This window comes from Streptomyces sp. NBC_01546, from assembly GCF_045208355.1.
Taxonomy (GTDB): domain Bacteria; phylum Actinomycetota; class Actinomycetes; order Streptomycetales; family Streptomycetaceae; genus Streptomyces.
In genome coordinates this window covers 5,321,075-5,337,116 of sequence record NZ_CP109379.1, presented here as the reverse complement: position 1 = coordinate 5,337,116, position 16,042 = coordinate 5,321,075, and the positions used below count along the sequence as shown (strand labels likewise).

The window sequence follows — 16,042 nt, the reverse complement described above, 5'->3', positions numbered from 1 at the left end:
CTGCTGTGGTCGGGGTGGCCGGATTCGAACCGACGACCTTCCGCTCCCAAAGCGGACGCGCTACCAAGCTGCGCCACACCCCGTCGGTGCGACACGTAGGGTACATGCCCGGAGACCCTCCGATGTGCGGGGTTTCCCGAGTTTCCCGGCCGGCTTCTCGGCAGGTGCTCGCGGCGGGCTCGAATGCGGTGTGCGCTCCCCCCGCGCGACCCGCTAGGATGCTGTCCGTGCCGCGGTCCCCGGACCTGCGGCGCGCGCGTTGCGGGCGTAGCTCAATGGTAGAGCACTAGTCTTCCAAACTAGCTACGCGGGTTCGATTCCCGTCGCCCGCTCTGAGTACTCGAGGGCCAGGTCGGAGGATATTTCCTCCACCTGGCCCTCAGTCGTTCCGGGTTCGGCCAACAGGCCCCGGCAGACGGTGGGTTGACTCCACACGAGTTCGCCGGTCTACTCCCACGCATGCCGGAGGCGAGCAAGGCCGAGCGCTACGTGGACACCAGGCTTTCCCAGTACCAGAAGTGGTACGACCGGAAGGCCGTCAAGATGAAGGCCATGCATCTCAGGATGCGGACCGTGTCGGTGGTCGGGGGTGCGATGGTGCCCGTACTGGTCAACATCGACCTGCCGTTCGCCCGGCTCACCGCGACGGCGCTCAGCCTGGTCGTCGTCGGCTCCGTCTCGCTGGAGAGCGTGTACCGCTACCGCGAGCAGTGGAAGAACTACCGGTCGACCGAGCAGCTGCTCGGCCACGAGAAGGTCTACTTCCAGTCGGGCGTGGGCCCCTATCTCGGCCTGTCGGAGAGCGAGTCCTTCACGACCCTGGTGGCACGGGTGGAGAAGGCCATAGCGAACGAGAACTCGGCCACCTTGAACGTCATGACCCTGGGGGGTCAGGTGAGCGCCGACCTGCAGCCCACGGACGTCACGCCGCCTAGAGCTTGATGTTCGCGATCATCGTCGCGAGGGAGTTGAGGAAACGGTTCACGTCGTCCGAGATCGAGCTGGACGCCAGGAAGAAGCCGAAGAGGGCCGCGACGATGGCGGGGCCCGTCTTGATGTGGTTGCCGCGGATCAGCACCACCAGGATGACCGCCAACAGAACCACCACTGACAGCGAAATGGCCACTACTGATCACACCTTCGGTCGTCCCCTGGTCGGCCCGGGGCGTACGGCCACGCACACCCACATGGACCATCCTCCCACCAACGGGCCCCGGCTATCCGCCCCGTGACGAATCGCCATCGTTCCGTTTCTTCCGGCCGCCCTGGCGACGGGGTCAGGTGAGGCCGAGGAGCGAGCGGACATACGCGTACTTCGCGGACAGCCGCTCACGCGTGGGGCCGTCCAGCACGGAGAGCCGTACGGGATCGGCGTTGTGCGCGAGGTCGGCCTCCTTGACCAGCAGGGCGCCCGGGGTGGCGAGGATCCGGGCCGCGTACTGCTCGACCGGTTCGCCGGGGCGCTTGGTGACGGCGAGGACCATGTCCTTCACGGGCTGCGGCAGGGCGGCGGAATCCAGCCAGGTGAGGCTGAGCGCCTCGTCCTCGATCGCGTCGTGGAGCCAGGCCGCCGCCTGCTGTTCGGGGCTGCCGCCGCGCAGGCGGACGCCCTCGGCCACGGCCGCGAGGTGCTCTGCGTACGGCCGGCCGGCCTTGTCGGTCTGGCCCTCGTGCGCGGCGCGGGCGAGCGCCTCGACCTCGATGAGGGTCAGGGGGCTGCTCGTCATGCGATCTCCCTTGCCGCTGTCCGGAGGGCCTCCGCGGCCCGGTGTACATCCGCCTGCGTGGTACGCCAGTTGGAGAACGCGGCGCGCAGGGCGGGGGTTCCCTCGTAGACGGTCGGGGTGACGAAGACCTCGGCGGCGGCCGCCTCGCGCAGGGCGGTCAGCCGGGCCGGGGTGGGGTCGGCGGCGAGGGTGAAGCAGACGACGTTGAGCCGGACCGGGGCGAGCAGGGTGAAGGCGGGGTCCCGGGAGAGCCGCTCGCCCAGCGCGCGGGCGCAGGCGATGTCGCGTTCGACGATCTCCCGGTGGCCCTGGCGGCCGTACGCGCGGAGCGTGAACCAGGCGGCGAGGGCGCGCAGCCGGCGGGAGTTCTCCGGGGTGAGGTGGACCAGGTCGGGGTCGTCGCCGAGGGGGCCGAGGTAGGCCGCGGAGTTTTGGAAGACGCGGGCCTGGAGGTCGCGCCGGCGGGTGAACTGGACGGCGCTGTCGTAGGGGACGTTGAGCCACTTGTGCAGGTCGACGCAGAGGGAGTCGGAGGCGTCGAGGCCGGCGGCGAGGTGGGCGTGGTCCGGGGAGAGGGCGGCGAAGGCGCCGAAGGCGGCGTCGGTGTGCAGCCAGAAGTCGTGGCGCCGCTTGAGGGCGGCGACGGCCCGGAGGTCGTCGAAGTCGACCGTGTTGACGGTGCCTGCGTTGGCGACGACGACGGCCGGGCCGGGGGTGTCGGCCAGTGCCCGGTCCAGGGCGGCCGGGTCCACGGCCTCGCGGCCGGGCAGGGTCGGGACCTTGACGAGGGAGCTTCGGCCCAGGCCGAGGACGGAGAGGGCCTTGGCGATGGAGGAGTGCGGGGCGCCGGAGAGCACGCGGACGGCGCCGAGGGCCGCGACGCCGTCCTCGGCCGGGGAGACGCCGAGGCGTTCGCCGAGCCATTCGCGGGCGATGGCGAGGCCGGTGGTGTTGGACATGGTGGCGCCGCTGACGAAGGTGCCGGAGTGGTCGGGCGAGAGGTCGAAGAGGGCGCGGAGCCAGCCGACGGTCTCGCGTTCGAGGTCCTGGCCGGCGCCGTCGAGGGCGGAGTTGGAGTTCTGGTCGTGGGCGGCGGTGAGCCAGTCCCCGGCGAGGGCGGCGGGGGTGGCTCCGCCGGTGACGAAGCCGAGGTAGCGGGGGCCGGCGGAGGCGGACAGCCGCGGCTCCCAGCGGTCCCGGAAGGCGGCGAGGGCGGCTTCGGCGCCCGCGCCGTGCTCCGGGAGGGCCTCGGGAGCCTCGTCCGGCTTCCCGGCGGGCGGTACGACGGGACGCGCGTCCAGGGCTGCGAGGGCGTCGGCGGCGGCGCGGCGGGTGGCGTCGAGGAGGTCGGGGAGCCGGGCGAGGTCGGCGGCGAGCGTACGGTCCATGGGGGCACGTTAGGCCTCGCCGGGGCCGCCGGGGCGGGCCAATCCGCGCCGAGTGGCCCACCTCCGCCCGCCCCGCCCGGGCTTCCTCAGGCCGCGTACGCCTGGGCCGGGCGGGCCGTGAGGGCGGTCATGCGGGCGGCGACGGCCGCGGCGGAGCTGCGCGGCAGCCGGTCGGCGATGAGGCCGTCGGCGAGGAAGAGCACCTGGTCGGCGTGGGCGGCGGCGGCCGGGTCGTGGGTGACCATGACGACGCTGGCGCGCAGGGAGTCGACGGCGGACCGCAGCAGCCCGAGGACCTCGGCGGCGGTGGTGGTGTCGAGGGCGCCGGTGGGTTCGTCGGCGAAGACCACGTCGGGCGAGGTGACCAGCGCCCGGGCGATCGCCACCCGTTGTTGCTGCCCACCGGAGAGTTCGGCGGGCTGGCGGCCGCCCTTGCCCTCGAGACCGACGCGGGCGAGCAGGTCGGCGGCCCGGGCGCGGCCCTGGTGCGCGGACCGGCCGCCGGCCAGCCGCATCGGGAGCAGCACGTTCTGCTCGACGGTCAGCGACGGCAGCAGGTTGAAGGCCTGGAAGACGAAGCCGAGCCGGCTGCGGCGGAGTTCGGTGAGCTCGTTCTCGTTCATGCCGGTGATCTCGGTGCAGGCTCAGGTCGATCCCGCGCAGGGCGTGCACGGCCTCGGCTCCGCATCCGTACCGGCGCCGTACGCCGCGCAGCTCGACGGCGGCCGCGCCGTCGTACGTGTGTGCCGCGTCGTCGCTGCGCCGCTTGGTTCGCCGGATTCCCATGGTGGGCCGCCTCTCGATGCCGTCCTGGTCGTGGCTCCGACGCTACGGATCACGGCGGGGCGGCGGCCATGGCGGAGCCCGGCGGGCCGGGGGTGGGGCAAACCCCACCCCCGGTCAGGGAGAGCGGCGGATCAGGAGCAGGGCGCGGTCGTCGTTGACGTCCTTGGCGACCTTTTCGATGAGGTGCCAGGCGGCGCCCTCCCAGCCGGCGGCGACGTAGCGGTCGGCCTCGCCCGTGAGCCGGTCGATGCCCTCGCTGATCTCGCGGTCGGCCGTCTCGACCAGGCCGTCGGTGAAGAGCATCAGGACGTCGCCGCGGCGGAGGTTCCCGCGGGCGGGGGTGAATTCGGCGCCGTCGTAGACGCCGAGCAGCGGGCCCTCGCCGGTCTTCTCCTGCCAGCGGCCGGTGCCCGCGGAGAGCTGGAGGGCGGGGAGGTGGCCGGCGGAGAGGAGTTCGTAGTCGCCGGTCTGCAGGTCCAGGACGAGGTGGATGGAGGTGGCGAAGCCCTCGTCCCAGTCCTGGCGGAGCAGGTAGCCGTTGGCGGCGGGCAGGAAGCCGTGCGGCGGCAGCGCTCCGAGCAGGCCGCCGAAGGCGCCGGACAGCAGCAGGGCCCGGGAGCCCGCTTCCATGCCCTTGCCGGAGACGTCGGTCAGGACGATCTCCAGGGTGCGGCCGCCGTTGGTGCGGGCCGCGACGACGAAGTCTCCGGAGAAGGACTGGCCGCCGGCCGGGCGCAGGGCCATCTCGCGGTGCCAGCCGCGCGGCAGGGCGGGCAGCTTGCTCTGGATCCGGATCCGTTCGCGCAGGTCGAAGAGCATGGTGCCGCCGCGCCGCCAGGGCACGCCGACGCGGCTTCGGAACTGGGCGATGACCAGCCCGAAGAGGCCGCAGGCCGCGACGACCAGGACGGTGCCGGGGGTGACGCGTGCCGGTCCCTGGGTGTAGGGGCCGAGGACGAGGGCCTCGACGATCAGTGCGGCCGCGGAGGCGGCGTACAGCGCGAGGAGGCTGGCGGGGCGCAGCAGCAGGCCGCCGGCCACGATCGGCAGGACGAGCGCCGCGGGCGAGAACCAGACCGGCAGCATCATGGTGCCGCAGGCGATGGCGGGGATGGTGATCAGCAGCCCGGCGAAGGCGAGCCAGTCGGAGGCGTCTCCGCGGAAGTAGTCGACAGCGGATTTGCGCAGGGAGGTGCGTGCCCGGTGCGACAGCATGCGCATCCGGGCCATGACGGTGTCCACGCGTGCTCCGGCCATTGCATCGGGACCCTATCCATCCCGGCTGTGGATGCGCAGGGGTACCCCTCGTCCTGGGGTCCCACGGCGCCCGAAAACTCTTCGACTGGGACCGAATGCCCTGATAGGGATGGCCATATGTCTCTTGAGATGCGCGTTTTGAAGTGGGATGAGTGGGATGCCTGGTTCGATCATCTGGAACTGGCGTTCGGCGGAGTGCCCGAGCTCGCGCAGGGCCGGGAGCTCTACCGGTCCTTGACCGAGCCGGAACGCTCGCTCGCCGTCTGGGACGGCGAGGACTGCGTCGGCTCGGCCTCGGCGTTCAGCTTCCGCGTTTCGGTGCCGGGCGGGGGGCTGGTGCCCGCGGCCGGGGTCACGATGGTGGGCGTCTCCCCCACGCACCGGCGGCAGGGCGTGCTCAGCTCGATGATGCGGCGCCAGTTGGACGACGTACGGGCGGCCGGTGAGCCGCTCGCCGTGCTGACGGCCTCGGATCCGGCGATCTACGGGCGTTTCGGCTACGGCACGGCGACGTACGCCCTGTCTCTGGAGATCGACACGACCCGGGTACGGCTCTCCGTGCCGCCGGGGACGGACGGGGTGCGGCTGCGGCTCGTCGACCCGGAGAAGGCGCTGGCCGACTGCGAGCGGGTGTACGCCGAACTGGTCACCCGGCGGCCCGGCATGCCGGCCCGGCAGCCCGGCTGGGAGCGGCAGGCGCTGGTGGATCCGCCGGAGGGCCGTGAGGGCGCTTCCCCGCTGAAGTGCGTGGTCGCCGAGGGCCCGGACGGCGAGGTGGTCGGGTACGCCCGCTACCGGGTCAAGCCCGAGTGGGGCCCGTCCGGCTCGGACGGCAAGGTCGAGGTGGTGGACCTCGACGCGCTCGACCCGGCGGCGACGGCGGCGCTGTGGCGCTATCTGTTCGGGATCGACCTGACCTGGACGGTACGGGCGCACAAGCGGCCGGTGGACGATCCGGTGCTGCACCTGGTGAGCGATGTCCGGCGGTCACGGGCGATCTCGCGCGACGCGCTCCACCTACGGCTGGTGGACGTGGCGGCGGCGCTCGGGGCGCGGACGTACGGGGCCGCGGTGGACGTGGTGCTGGAGGTCGAGGACGCGTTCTGCCCGTGGAACGAAGGGCGGTGGCGGCTGGTGGCCGACGGGGCGGGCTCCGCGGTCTGCACGCGGACCGAGGAGCCGGCGGACCTGGCGCTGTCGGTCCGGGAGCTGGGCTCGGCCTACCTGGGCGGGATCACGCTGGCCTCGCTCGCCGCGGCCGGGCGGGTGCGCGAACTGCGTCCGGGCGCCCTGGCCCGGACCTCGCGCGCCTTCGCCGGGGACGTGGCGCCCTGGCTGCCGCACGGTTTCTAGCCGACCCCGTCTAGCGCTGCTGGCAGGCGGGGCACCAGAAGAGGTTGCGGGCGGCGAGGTCGGCGGTGCGGATCTCGCCCCCGCAGATGTGGCAGGGCAGGTTCGCCCTGCGGTAGACGTACACCTCGCCGCCGTGGTCGTCCACCCTCGGCGGCCTGCCCATCGCCTCGGGCAGGTGCTCGTCGCGGACGGTGTCGATCCGGTTGTTCCGTACGCCCTCGCGCATCAGCGCGGCCAGGTCGGCCCACATGGCGTCCCACTCGGCGCGGGTGAGGTCCTTGCCCAGCCGGTACGGGTCGATGCCGTGGCGGAAGAGGACCTCGGCGCGGTAGACGTTGCCGATGCCCGCGACGATCTTCTGGTCCATGAGCAGGGCGGCGACGGTGGTGCGGGAGCGGGAGATCCGCTTCCAGGCCCGTTCGGGGTCGTCGTCCGGCCGCAGCGGGTCCGGCCCGAGCCGGTCGTGTATCGCCTTCTTCTCGCCCTCGCCGATCAGCGCGCACGCGGTGGGCCCGCGCAGGTCGGCGTAGTGCTCCTCGTTCAGCAGCCGCAGCCGGACCGTGTCGGTCGCGGGCGGCGCCGGGGCGGGGCCGAAGCCGAGCTTGCCGAAGAGGCCGAGGTGGATGTGGATCCAGGCGTCGCCCAGCTCGAGGAAGAGGTGCTTGCCGTGCGCCTCGGCGCCCTCCAGCTCGCGCCCGTCGAGCAGTTCCGCGCTCTGGGCGAAGCGGCCCTGCGGGCTGCTGACCCGGACCGGGCGGGCGGCGAACCGCTCGGTGTGGTCCTGGGCGAGGCGGTGGATCGTATGCCCCTCGGGCACGGCAAAGCTCCTCGGGAAAGAGAAACCGGCCGCACCGCCCCGGAAGGCGGCACGGCCGGAAGCGGAATCAGCCCTGCGGGTGGTGGGCCGGGATCGGGGGGAGCTCGCCGGTGGTCTCGTACGCGGAGAGCATGTCGATGCGGCGGGTGTGGCGCTCCTCGTCGGAGTACGGGGTCGCCAGGAAGGCCTCGATGAAGCTGACGGCCTCGTCCTGCGTGTGCATCCGGCCGCCGACGGAGATCACGTTGGCGTTGTTGTGCTCGCGGCCGAGCTTCGCGGTCTCCACGCTCCAGGCGAGGATGGCGCGGACGCCCTTGACCTTGTTCGCGGCGATCTGTTCGCCGTTGCCGGAGCCGCCGATCACGATGCCGAGGCTGCCGGCGTCCGCGGCGGTCTTCTCCGCGGCGCGGAGGCAGAACGGCGGGTAGTCGTCCACCGCGTCGTAGATGTGGGGCCCACAGTCGACGGGCTCGTGGCCGTTGTTCTTGAGCCAGTCCACCAAGTGGTTCTTGAGCTCAAAGCCGGCATGGTCGGATCCGAGGTACACGCGCATGGGTCGAGTGTGGCACGAGGGGGCCCGGCAGCCCGCAACGGGGTGTCGCGTAAGTCACTTCTAAAGCTCAAGTAAACCCAAAGAACGCAGATGGGACACGGCGGGGCTTTGGTCCGGGACGTTCGTCCCTACGCAACGATCCGGACTGAGGTCTTCCGTCCTGCGTTCATCTCAGGTTTGAATGCCGGGGCTCGCAACCCGAGAACCTAAGGATCCGTCCATGAGCTCCACGACGACCCTCCAAAAAGAAGGCAACCCCACCGGTAACTCCGGTGAGGGCCAGCCCTCCGATGGTCTGAAGGCCGGTCTCAAGAACCGCCACCTGTCCATGATCGCCATTGGCGGCGTCATCGGCGCCGGCCTCTTCGTCGGCTCCGGTGGCGGTATCGCCAAGGCCGGTCCCGCCATCCTGATCTCCTACGCGCTGGTCGGCGCGATGGTGGTCTTCGTGATGCGGATGCTGGGCGAGATGGCCGCTGCCAGCCCGAACTCGGGCTCCTTCTCCGCCTACGCCGACCGCGCGCTCGGCCGCTGGGCCGGCTTCTCCATCGGCTGGCTGTACTGGTTCTTCTGGGTCGTCGTTCTCGCCGTGGAGGCCACCGCCGGTGCCGCCATCCTGGAGAGCTGGATCCCGGCCGTCCCGCAGTGGGCCTGGGCACTGATCGTGATGGCGGTGCTGACCGCCACCAACCTCGGCTCCGTCGCCTCGTACGGCGAGTTCGAGTTCTGGTTCGCGGGCATCAAGGTCGTCGCCATCGGCGCGTTCGTGATCGTCGGCATGCTGGCCGTCTTCGGCCTGCTGCCGGGCTCGGACAACCCGGGTGCGGGCTTCGCGCACCTGACCGACGCGGGCGGATTCTTCCCCAACGGCTACGGCGCCGTCCTGACCGGCGTGCTGATGGTCGTCTTCTCCTTCATGGGCAGCGAGATCGTCACGCTGGCCGCGGGCGAGTCGGAGAACCCCCGCAAGGCGGTCACCCGCGCCACCAACTCCGTCATCTGGCGGATCGGCGTCTTCTACCTCGGCTCGATCTTCATCGTGCTGACCCTGCTCCCGTGGAACGACAAGTCGATCACCGAGAAGGGCTCGTACGTCGCCGCCCTGGACTCGATCGGCATCGCGCACGCCGGCACGATCATGGAGGTCATCGTCCTGACCGCCGTGCTGTCCTGCCTGAACTCGGGCCTCTACACCGCCTCCCGCATGGCCTTCTCGCTCGGTGAGCGCGGCGACGCCCCGAAGGCGTTCGCCAAGGTCAACTCCAGGGGCGTGCCGGTGGCCGCGATCCTCGGCTCCACGGTCTTCGGCTTCGTCGCCGTGTACTTCAACTACGCGTTCAAGGACACGGTCTTCAACTTCCTGCTGAACTCCTCGGGTGCCATCGCGCTCTTCGTGTGGCTGGTGATCTGCTTCACCCAGCTGAGGATGCGCGGGATCCTGGTCCGCGAGGCCCCGGAGAAGCTGACCGTGAAGATGTGGCTCTTCCCGTGGCTGACCTGGGCCACCGCCGCACTGATCACGTTCGTGATCGGCTACATGTTCGTGGACGACGCCAACCGCGAGGTGGTCACCCTGTCCACCCTGGTCGCCGGCCTGGTCGTGCTCGTCGGCGTGGTGCTGGACTTCCGCCGCAAGCGGGCGCTGCAGGGCTGACCCCTGATCGCGTACGTACGACAGAGCCCGGCCCGCCGTCACGGCGGGCCGGGCTCCGGCACGTTCGGGAACCGCTCGGCCGGGAACCGCTCGGCCGGGTTCTGCTCAGCCGGGTTCTGCTCAGCCCCGGCGGCCGACCAGCTTCCAGGCGGCCGGCAGGGCGCCCATCGCCAGGGCGGCCTTGAGCGCGTCGCCGATCAGGAACGGGGTCAGGCCCGCCGCGACGGCGGCGCTCAGGGACATCCCGGTGGCGGCCATCAGGTACGGCACGCCCACCGCGTAGATCACCGCGGAGCCGAGCACCATCGTGCCCGCCGTGCGCAGGACCGAGCGGTCGGCGCCGCGCCGCGCGAGGGCGCCGACGAGGGTGGCGGCGAGCAGCATGCCGAGCACGTAGCCGAAGGAGGCGCCGCTCGCACCGGAGGTGCCGTTCGCGAACCAGGGCATCCCGGCCGCGCCGAGGAGGGCGTACAGCCCCAGCGCGAGGAAACCGCGGCGGGCGCCGAACGCGGTGCCGACGAGCAGCGCCGCGAAGGTCTGGCCGGTGACCGGGACCGGGGAGCCGGGCACGGGCACGGCGATCTGCGCGGCCAGTCCGGTGAGCGCGGCTCCGCCGACGACGAGCGCGATGTCGCGGACGCGGCTCGCGGGCAGCAGATCGGCGAGGACGGCGCCGGGCCGGAAGGAGACGGAAGCGGTGCTCATCGGGGGCTCCGGAAGGGTGGTGGTGACAGGACGATCACCGACGTTAGTCCGAGGCCCGCCGCGCCCCCACCGCCGCCCGGTACAAAGGCATACTCCTCGGTTTGGTGGAGACCGCACAAAGACCCTCACTCACACCTGTGTTCGCGTGATCCGCGTCACGGGGAAGATCCCACAACACGTCCGTTTTGCACGCAAGGCCGCCGCTCAGCGAGACTGTAGGGTCCCGCCAATCCTGAGGCGAAGCCCCCACCGCCGCTGGGCCGAACGAGAGTACGAGCACCCCCTCATGCGCGACCGCTTGCCCGAAGCACCTCCGATGACGGGCGACCTGCCCGCGGAACCCCTCAGTCACAGCCTCAAGCAGCGCCACCTGACCATGCTGGGCCTCGGCGGCGTGATCGGCGCCGGGCTCTTCGTCGGCTCCGGCGCCGGCATCGGCATCGCCGGACCGGCGATCATCTGCTCCTACCTGCTCGCGGGCGTGCTCGCGATGCTGGTGATGCGGGCGCTCGGCGAGATGTCCGCGGCGATGCCCGCCTCCGGCTCCTTCTCGGTCTACGCGGAGAAGGCCCTGGGCCGCTGGGCCGGTTTCTCGGCGGGCTGGCTCTACTGGTTCCTGCTGGTCGTGGTGCTCGCCGTCGAGGCCACCGGCGCCGCGAAGATCGCCAACGGCTGGGTCCCCTCGATCGACCAGTGGGTCTGGGTGCTGCTCTTCATGGTGGTCTTCACCGTGAGCAACCTGGCCGCCGTACGGAACTTCGGCGAGTTCGAGTTCTGGTTCGCCGCCCTCAAGGTCGGCGCGATCGTGCTGTTCCTGATCCTCGGCACCCTCGCGATCTTCGGCGTCCTCCCCGACACCGACCCCGTGGGCATGGCCAACCTGACCGGCCAGGGCGGCTTCTTCCCCGAGGGCTTCGGCGGAGTGGTCGCCGGCATGCTGGCCGTCATCTTCGCCTTCGGCGGCCTGGAGGTCGTCACCATCGCGGCCGCCGAGTCGGACGACCCCGCTCGGTCGGTGTCCCGGGCGGTGCGCAGCGCGGTGTGGCGCATCCTCTTCTTCTACGTCGGCTCGATGGTGGTCATCGTGACCCTGCTGCCGTGGGACTCGCTGAAGCCGGGCGAGAGCCCCTACGTCGCGGTCCTCGACTCGATCGGCATCCCGGCGGCCGGCCAGATCATGAACATCGTGGTGTTCGTGGCCCTGCTGTCGGCGCTGAACGCGAACCTGTACGGGTCCTCGCGCATGGTGTTCTCGCTGGCCGAGCGGGGAGAGGCGCCGAAGGCGCTGCTGAAGGTCTCGGGCGGCGGAGTGCCGCGCCGCGCGGTCTTCGCCTCCGTGGCCTTCGGTTTCGTGTCGGTGGTGCTGAACCTGCTGTGGCCGGACACGATCTTCCTCTACATGCTCAACGCGGTCGGCGCGGTGCTGCTGTTCGTGTGGGCGCTGATCGCGGTCTCGGAGCTGAAGCTGCGCCGCGTGATCGAGCGGGACATGCCGGAGCGGCTGACCCTGCCCATGTGGCTGTTCCCGTACGCGACGTGGGCGGCGCTGCTGGGCATGGCGGCGGTGCTGCTCCTGATGCTGTTCGACGACGCGACCCGCCCGCAACTGTTGTGGTCCACGGGTGCGGCGGCCCTCGTCCTCGTGGTGGCCTTCGTACGGGAGCGGCGCACCCCGAAGTCCTGACCGGCCACCGGCCCGAGGCCCCCGCGCCGGGTGCGCGGGGGCCTCGTCGCGTCAGGTGCGCAGGTACGAGGCTCCGTTGACGTCGAGCACGGTGCCCGAGCTCCAGCGAGCGGCGGGCGAGGCCAGGTGCAGCACGGCGGCGGCGACCTCCTGCGGGGCGCCGACCCGGCCGAAGGGACTCTGCCCCCGGATCCGCTCGCCCTCCTCCCCTTCGAGCCGCCCGGCGACCCGCTCGGTGGCCACGAAGCCGGGCGCCACGGAGGCCACGGCGATGCCGTGCGGAGCCAGGGAGACGGCGAGGGACTGGCCGAGTGCGTGCAGGGCCGCCTTGGTGGCGCCGTAGGCGGGGTGGTCGGGCTCGCCGCGGAACGCCCCGCGCGAGCCGATGTTGACGACGCGGCCCTCCCGCCGGCCGGCGATCATGTGGCGGGCGACGCAGTGGGTGAGGTTGGCCGGGGCGAAGAGGTTCACGGCGGCCGTCTGCCGCCAGGCCTCCTGCCAGTCGGCGTACGAGGTCGTGGGCAGCGGGTGCGCGAGCATCACGGCGGCGTTGTTCACGAGGACGTCGATGCCGCCGAGCGCCTCCTCGGCCTCGGCCGCGAGGGCTTCCACGCGGTCCGGGTCGCGGAGGTCGCCGCTGACGAGGACGTGGCCCTCTCCCGGCAGTTCCGCGAGGGTGCGCTCGGCGTCCGCCTGCCGGGCCGTGCAGTGCACGGCGACCCGGTCGCCCTGCCCTGCGAAGGCGGTGGCGATGGCCCGTCCGATCCCGCGGGAGGCCCCGGTGACGAGCACCCCCCGGCCCGTCGCCGGCAATTCCCGTATGACGTGGTCCGTTCGGTCGTTCATCGGTCCCCCTGTCGTCGCGTCAGCGCGTCCTGTCGGCAGCGTACGGGGATGATCACGGCCGGTCATCCGGCTGTCCGAATATCGGACGTCGACCATCCGAAGATCGGACAGAGGTGAGACTGGGGCACCTCATCACGTCCCCCGCACACCGGACAGGCACACCCCAATGAGCCAGAGCACCATCACACCCCCCGGGCAGCAGGCGCCGCCGCTGACCGACGCCGGATCCCCCCTCGGCAACGGACTCAAGCAGCGCCACCTCTCGATGATCGCCCTCGGCGGTGTCATCGGCGCCGGACTCTTCGTGGGCTCCGGCGCGGGCATCGCCGCCGCCGGCCCCTCGATCGTGCTCGCGTACGCCGCGTCCGGGATCCTGGTGATGTTCGTGATGCGGATGCTCGGCGAGATGTCCGCCGCGGATCCCGCCTCCGGCGCCTTCTCCGTCCACGCCGAGCGGGCCATCGGCCCGTGGGCCGGATTCACCGCCGGCTGGATGTTCTGGACGCTGCTGTGCGTGGGCGTGGCCATCGAGGCCATCGGAGCGGCGCACATCATGACCGGCTGGTTCCCGGGCACCCCCTCCTGGATGTGGGTGCTGGTCTTCATGGCGGTCTTCTGCGGGTCCAACCTGGCCGCCGTCTCGAACTTCGGCGAGTTCGAGTTCTGGTTCGCCACCCTCAAGATCGGCGCCATCGGGCTCTTCCTGGGCCTGGGCGTGCTGGCCGTCCTGGGCGTGCTGCCCGGCGCCGGCTCCCCCGGCACCGCCAACCTGCTGCACGACGGCGGCTTCCTGCCCAACGGGGTGGAGGGCCTGCTGGTCGGACTGCTGGCCTCGGTCGTCGCGTACGGCGGGCTGGAGACGGTGACCATCGCGGCCGCCGAGTCCGAGAACCCGGTCAAGGGCGTGGCCAAGGCGGTAAAGACGACCATGTGGCGGATCGCGGTCGTCTACGTCGGCTCCATGCTGGTGATCGTCACCCTGCTGCCGTGGAACGACCCGGCGGTCACGGCGGACGGCCCCTACGCCGCGACCCTGGACCACCTGGGCATCCCGGCCGCCGGCGAGATCATGAACGTGGTCATCCTGATCGCCCTGCTGTCGGCGATGAACGCCAACATCTACGGCTCCTCGCGCATGGCCTACTCCCTCGTCTCCCGCGGCCAGGGCCCGAAGGCGCTGGGCAAGGTCACCGGCCGCGTGCCGCGCCGGGCGGTGCTCGCCTCCTCCGGCTTCGGTTTCGTCACCGTGCTGCTGTCGTACTGGTACCCGGACACCCTGTTCGCCTGGCTGCTGAACATGGTCGGCGGGGTGATCCTGATCGTCTGGGGCTTCATCGCCGTCTCGCAGTTCGTGCTGCGCCGCCGGCTGGAGCGGGAGGCTCCCGAGAAGCTGGTCGTGCGGATGTGGGGGTTCCCGTATCTGACCTGGGTGGCGCTGGCGGGCGTGGCCGGGGTGCTGGTGCTGATGGCCCTGGGCGAGGACACCCGGATCCAGGTGATCTTCACCGGTGGCTTGACCCTCGCCCTCGCGGCGACCGGCTGGGTGCTTCAGAAGCGTGCACTCCAGCGCCGGGCCGCCGCGCGCGCCTGACGCCCCGACGGCAACCGAAGGCGGGCCCCGTGCACAGGCACGGGGCCCGCCTTCTTCGTGCGCCCCCGCACTCAGGTAACCCTTATGCGTAACCAGGGATAGATACTGCTAGCGTGCAGTTGCGCATGGATTGCAATAAGCAGTTGGCACGCCGAGGGGACCGGATACACGCATGGCCATCTACACGCTTCCTGAGCTTCCTTACGACTACGCGGCGCTGGAGCCGGTGATCAACCCGCAGATCATCGAACTGCACCACGACAAGCACCACGCGGCCTACGTCGCGGGCGCCAACACCACGCTGGAACAGCTGGAGGAGGCGCGCGACAAGGAGAACTGGGGCGCGCTGAACGGCCTGGAGAAGAACCTCGCGTTCCACCTCTCCGGCCACATCCTGCACAGCATCTACTGGCACAACATGGCCAGCCCGAAGACCGGTGAGGGCGGCGGCGTCCCGGACGAGAAGGACGGCCTGGGCGAGCTCCCGGCCGCGATCACCGAGTCCTTCGGCTCCTTCGCCGCCTTCAGGAAGCAGCTGACCTTCGCGTCCTCCGCGACCCAGGGCTCCGGCTGGGGGGTGCTCGCGTACGAGCCCGTCAGCGGCCGCCTGATCGTCGAGCAGATCTACGACCACCAGGGCAACGTGGGCCAGGCTTCCGTGCCGATCCTGGTCTTCGACGCCTGGGAGCACGCCTTCTACCTGCAGTACAAGAACCAGAAGGTGGACTTCATCGAGGCGATGTGGAACGTCGTCAACTGGCAGGACGTGGCGAAGCGCTACGCCGACGCCAAGGCGAACACCCCGCTGCTGATCCCCGCGAACAGGGGCTGATCAGCCCCACCAGCCCTCCCCCGGCTACCGCTGGGAGGTGCCCCCAGCCTCGTGATCGTCTTCTCAGCCTTCACCGGGCGGGGGTGGACAGGAGAAGACCCCCGTGAGGACATGACTCACGGGGGTCTTCTGTGTGCACCGGCAGGGACTACTCGAAGGACGGGCCCTTGGTGCGGGTGCGCTTGATCTCGTAGAAGCCGGGGGTGGAGGCGACGAGCAGGGTGCCGTCCCACAGGCGGGCCGCGGCCTCGCCGCGCGGGGCCGGGGTGACGACCGGGCCGAAGAACGCCACGTCCTCGCCGTCGGCGCCGGGCACCGAGATCACCGGGGTGCCGACCTCCTGGCCGACCCGGTCGATGCCGTCGTTGTGGGAGGCGCGCAGCACCTCGTCGTACTCGTCGGAGTCGGCGTACGCGAGCAGCTCGGCCGGCAGCTCGAGCGCGGCGAGCGCCTCGGCGATCACTTCGCGGGTCGCACCCTTGTCCTCGTTGTGGATGCGGGTGCCGAGCTCGGTGTAGAGCTTGCCGGTGATCTCGTCACCGAACTTCTGCTGCGCCGCGACGACTACGCGCACCGGCGCCCAGCCCTTGGGGCCGAGCAGCTCGCGGTAGCGCTCGGGCAGCTCGTCGAGCTTGTTCTCGTTCAGCACGGCCAGGCTCATCACGTGCCAGCGGACCTCGACGTCGCGGACCTTCTCGACCTCCAGCATCCAGCGGGACGTCATCCAGGCCCAGGGGCAGAGCGGGTCGAACCAGAAGTCGACCGGAGTCTTCTCGCGCACCTGGGTGTCGGTCATGTCTCTCCTCGCATTGCTCACGGCGTCGTTCGTGGTGTCCCCCTCCCCAACCA

At 71.2% G+C, this 16,042-nt stretch carries 15 protein-coding genes, 2 tRNA genes and 1 pseudogene; 7 read left to right on the top strand and 11 right to left on the bottom strand.

The annotated features are described in order from the left end of the window. Positions 1–6: 6 nt before the first annotated feature. A tRNA-Pro gene (locus OHA89_RS24400) sits at positions 7–83 on the bottom strand. 178 nt (positions 84–261) lie between these two features. On the opposite strand from OHA89_RS24400, the gene OHA89_RS24395 reads away from it, so the two are divergent. Further along, positions 262–332: transfer RNA gene (locus OHA89_RS24395), tRNA-Gly, on the top strand. Positions 333–459: 127 nt separating this feature from the next. After that, complete coding sequence (locus OHA89_RS24390) at positions 460–942, top strand: DUF4231 domain-containing protein (protein WP_406367102.1); 483 nt, start codon at positions 460–462, stop codon at positions 940–942. Here the strand turns inward: OHA89_RS24390 and OHA89_RS24385 are convergent. The 5 genes and pseudogenes from OHA89_RS24385 to OHA89_RS24365 form a co-directional block, all read right to left on the bottom strand. Beyond that, positions 932–1,126 (bottom strand): hypothetical protein, encoded by a 195-nt coding sequence (locus OHA89_RS24385; RefSeq protein ID WP_215140028.1) that lies wholly within the window; start codon positions 1,124–1,126, stop codon positions 932–934. The two genes, OHA89_RS24390 and OHA89_RS24385, sit on opposite strands and share 11 nt — an antisense overlap. 151 nt (positions 1,127–1,277) lie before the next feature. Further along, positions 1,278–1,727, bottom strand: a complete 450-nt coding sequence (locus OHA89_RS24380) for an HD domain-containing protein (protein ID WP_257556326.1) — start codon at positions 1,725–1,727, stop codon at positions 1,278–1,280. Next, positions 1,724–3,115 (bottom strand): pyridoxal-dependent decarboxylase, encoded by a 1,392-nt coding sequence (locus tag OHA89_RS24375; protein WP_266609719.1) that lies wholly within the window; start codon positions 3,113–3,115, stop codon positions 1,724–1,726. The genes OHA89_RS24380 and OHA89_RS24375 overlap by 4 nt, the downstream gene beginning before the upstream one ends. An 86-nt stretch (positions 3,116–3,201) precedes the next feature. After that, positions 3,202–3,901 (bottom strand): annotated as a pseudogene (locus OHA89_RS24370) (ABC transporter ATP-binding protein). A 114-nt stretch (positions 3,902–4,015) separates the two neighbouring features. Beyond that, positions 4,016–5,158 (bottom strand): PP2C family protein-serine/threonine phosphatase, encoded by a 1,143-nt coding sequence (locus tag OHA89_RS24365; protein ID WP_215140024.1) that lies wholly within the window; start codon positions 5,156–5,158, stop codon positions 4,016–4,018. Between the two features lie 117 nt (positions 5,159–5,275). On the opposite strand from OHA89_RS24365, the gene OHA89_RS24360 reads away from it, so the two are divergent. Continuing rightward, entirely contained in the window at positions 5,276–6,511 is a 1,236-nt protein-coding gene (locus tag OHA89_RS24360) for a GNAT family N-acetyltransferase (RefSeq protein WP_266609717.1), read from the top strand. 10 nt (positions 6,512–6,521) lie between these two features. Here OHA89_RS24360 and OHA89_RS24355 read toward each other — a convergent pair whose 3' ends face one another. Both OHA89_RS24355 and OHA89_RS24350 read right to left on the bottom strand, forming a co-directional pair. Beyond that, positions 6,522–7,328, bottom strand: coding sequence for an Fpg/Nei family DNA glycosylase (locus OHA89_RS24355; RefSeq protein ID WP_266609716.1), 807 nt, complete (start codon positions 7,326–7,328; stop codon positions 6,522–6,524). Between the two features lie 67 nt (positions 7,329–7,395). Then, positions 7,396–7,881, bottom strand: a complete 486-nt coding sequence (locus OHA89_RS24350; protein WP_266609715.1) for a ribose-5-phosphate isomerase — start codon at positions 7,879–7,881, stop codon at positions 7,396–7,398. A gap of 220 nt (positions 7,882–8,101) precedes the next feature. Between OHA89_RS24350 and OHA89_RS24345 the strand changes: the two genes are divergently transcribed. Next, positions 8,102–9,535, top strand: a complete 1,434-nt coding sequence (locus tag OHA89_RS24345; RefSeq protein ID WP_215140021.1) for an amino acid permease — start codon at positions 8,102–8,104, stop codon at positions 9,533–9,535. 120 nt (positions 9,536–9,655) lie between these two features. Here OHA89_RS24345 and OHA89_RS24340 read toward each other — a convergent pair whose 3' ends face one another. Next, positions 9,656–10,240 carry a biotin transporter BioY gene (locus OHA89_RS24340; protein ID WP_266609714.1) on the bottom strand — a complete coding sequence of 195 codons (585 nt, stop codon included), beginning with the start codon at positions 10,238–10,240 and terminating at the stop codon, positions 9,656–9,658. A gap of 286 nt (positions 10,241–10,526) precedes the next feature. Between OHA89_RS24340 and OHA89_RS24335 the strand changes: the two genes are divergently transcribed. Further along, complete coding sequence (locus OHA89_RS24335; RefSeq protein WP_266609713.1) at positions 10,527–11,924, top strand: amino acid permease; 1,398 nt, start codon at positions 10,527–10,529, stop codon at positions 11,922–11,924. Between the two features lie 51 nt (positions 11,925–11,975). Here OHA89_RS24335 and OHA89_RS24330 read toward each other — a convergent pair whose 3' ends face one another. Further along, the gene (locus OHA89_RS24330; RefSeq protein ID WP_266609712.1) at positions 11,976–12,770 is read right to left on the bottom strand and encodes an SDR family NAD(P)-dependent oxidoreductase; all 795 of its coding nucleotides are present in this window, start codon (positions 12,768–12,770) and stop codon (positions 11,976–11,978) included. 166 nt (positions 12,771–12,936) lie between these two features. Between OHA89_RS24330 and OHA89_RS24325 the strand changes: the two genes are divergently transcribed. Both OHA89_RS24325 and OHA89_RS24320 read left to right on the top strand, forming a co-directional pair. After that, the gene (locus OHA89_RS24325) at positions 12,937–14,361 is read left to right on the top strand and encodes an amino acid permease (protein WP_266609711.1); all 1,425 of its coding nucleotides are present in this window, start codon (positions 12,937–12,939) and stop codon (positions 14,359–14,361) included. Between the two features lie 172 nt (positions 14,362–14,533). Then, the gene (locus tag OHA89_RS24320; RefSeq protein WP_266609710.1) at positions 14,534–15,193 is read left to right on the top strand and encodes a superoxide dismutase; all 660 of its coding nucleotides are present in this window, start codon (positions 14,534–14,536) and stop codon (positions 15,191–15,193) included. A gap of 148 nt (positions 15,194–15,341) precedes the next feature. On the opposite strand, the gene OHA89_RS24315 is transcribed toward OHA89_RS24320, so the two are convergent. Beyond that, positions 15,342–15,989: a DsbA family protein gene (locus OHA89_RS24315; protein ID WP_215140015.1), complete on the bottom strand. Its 648-nt coding sequence runs from the start codon at positions 15,987–15,989 to the stop codon at positions 15,342–15,344. Positions 15,990–16,042 lie beyond the last annotated feature (53 nt).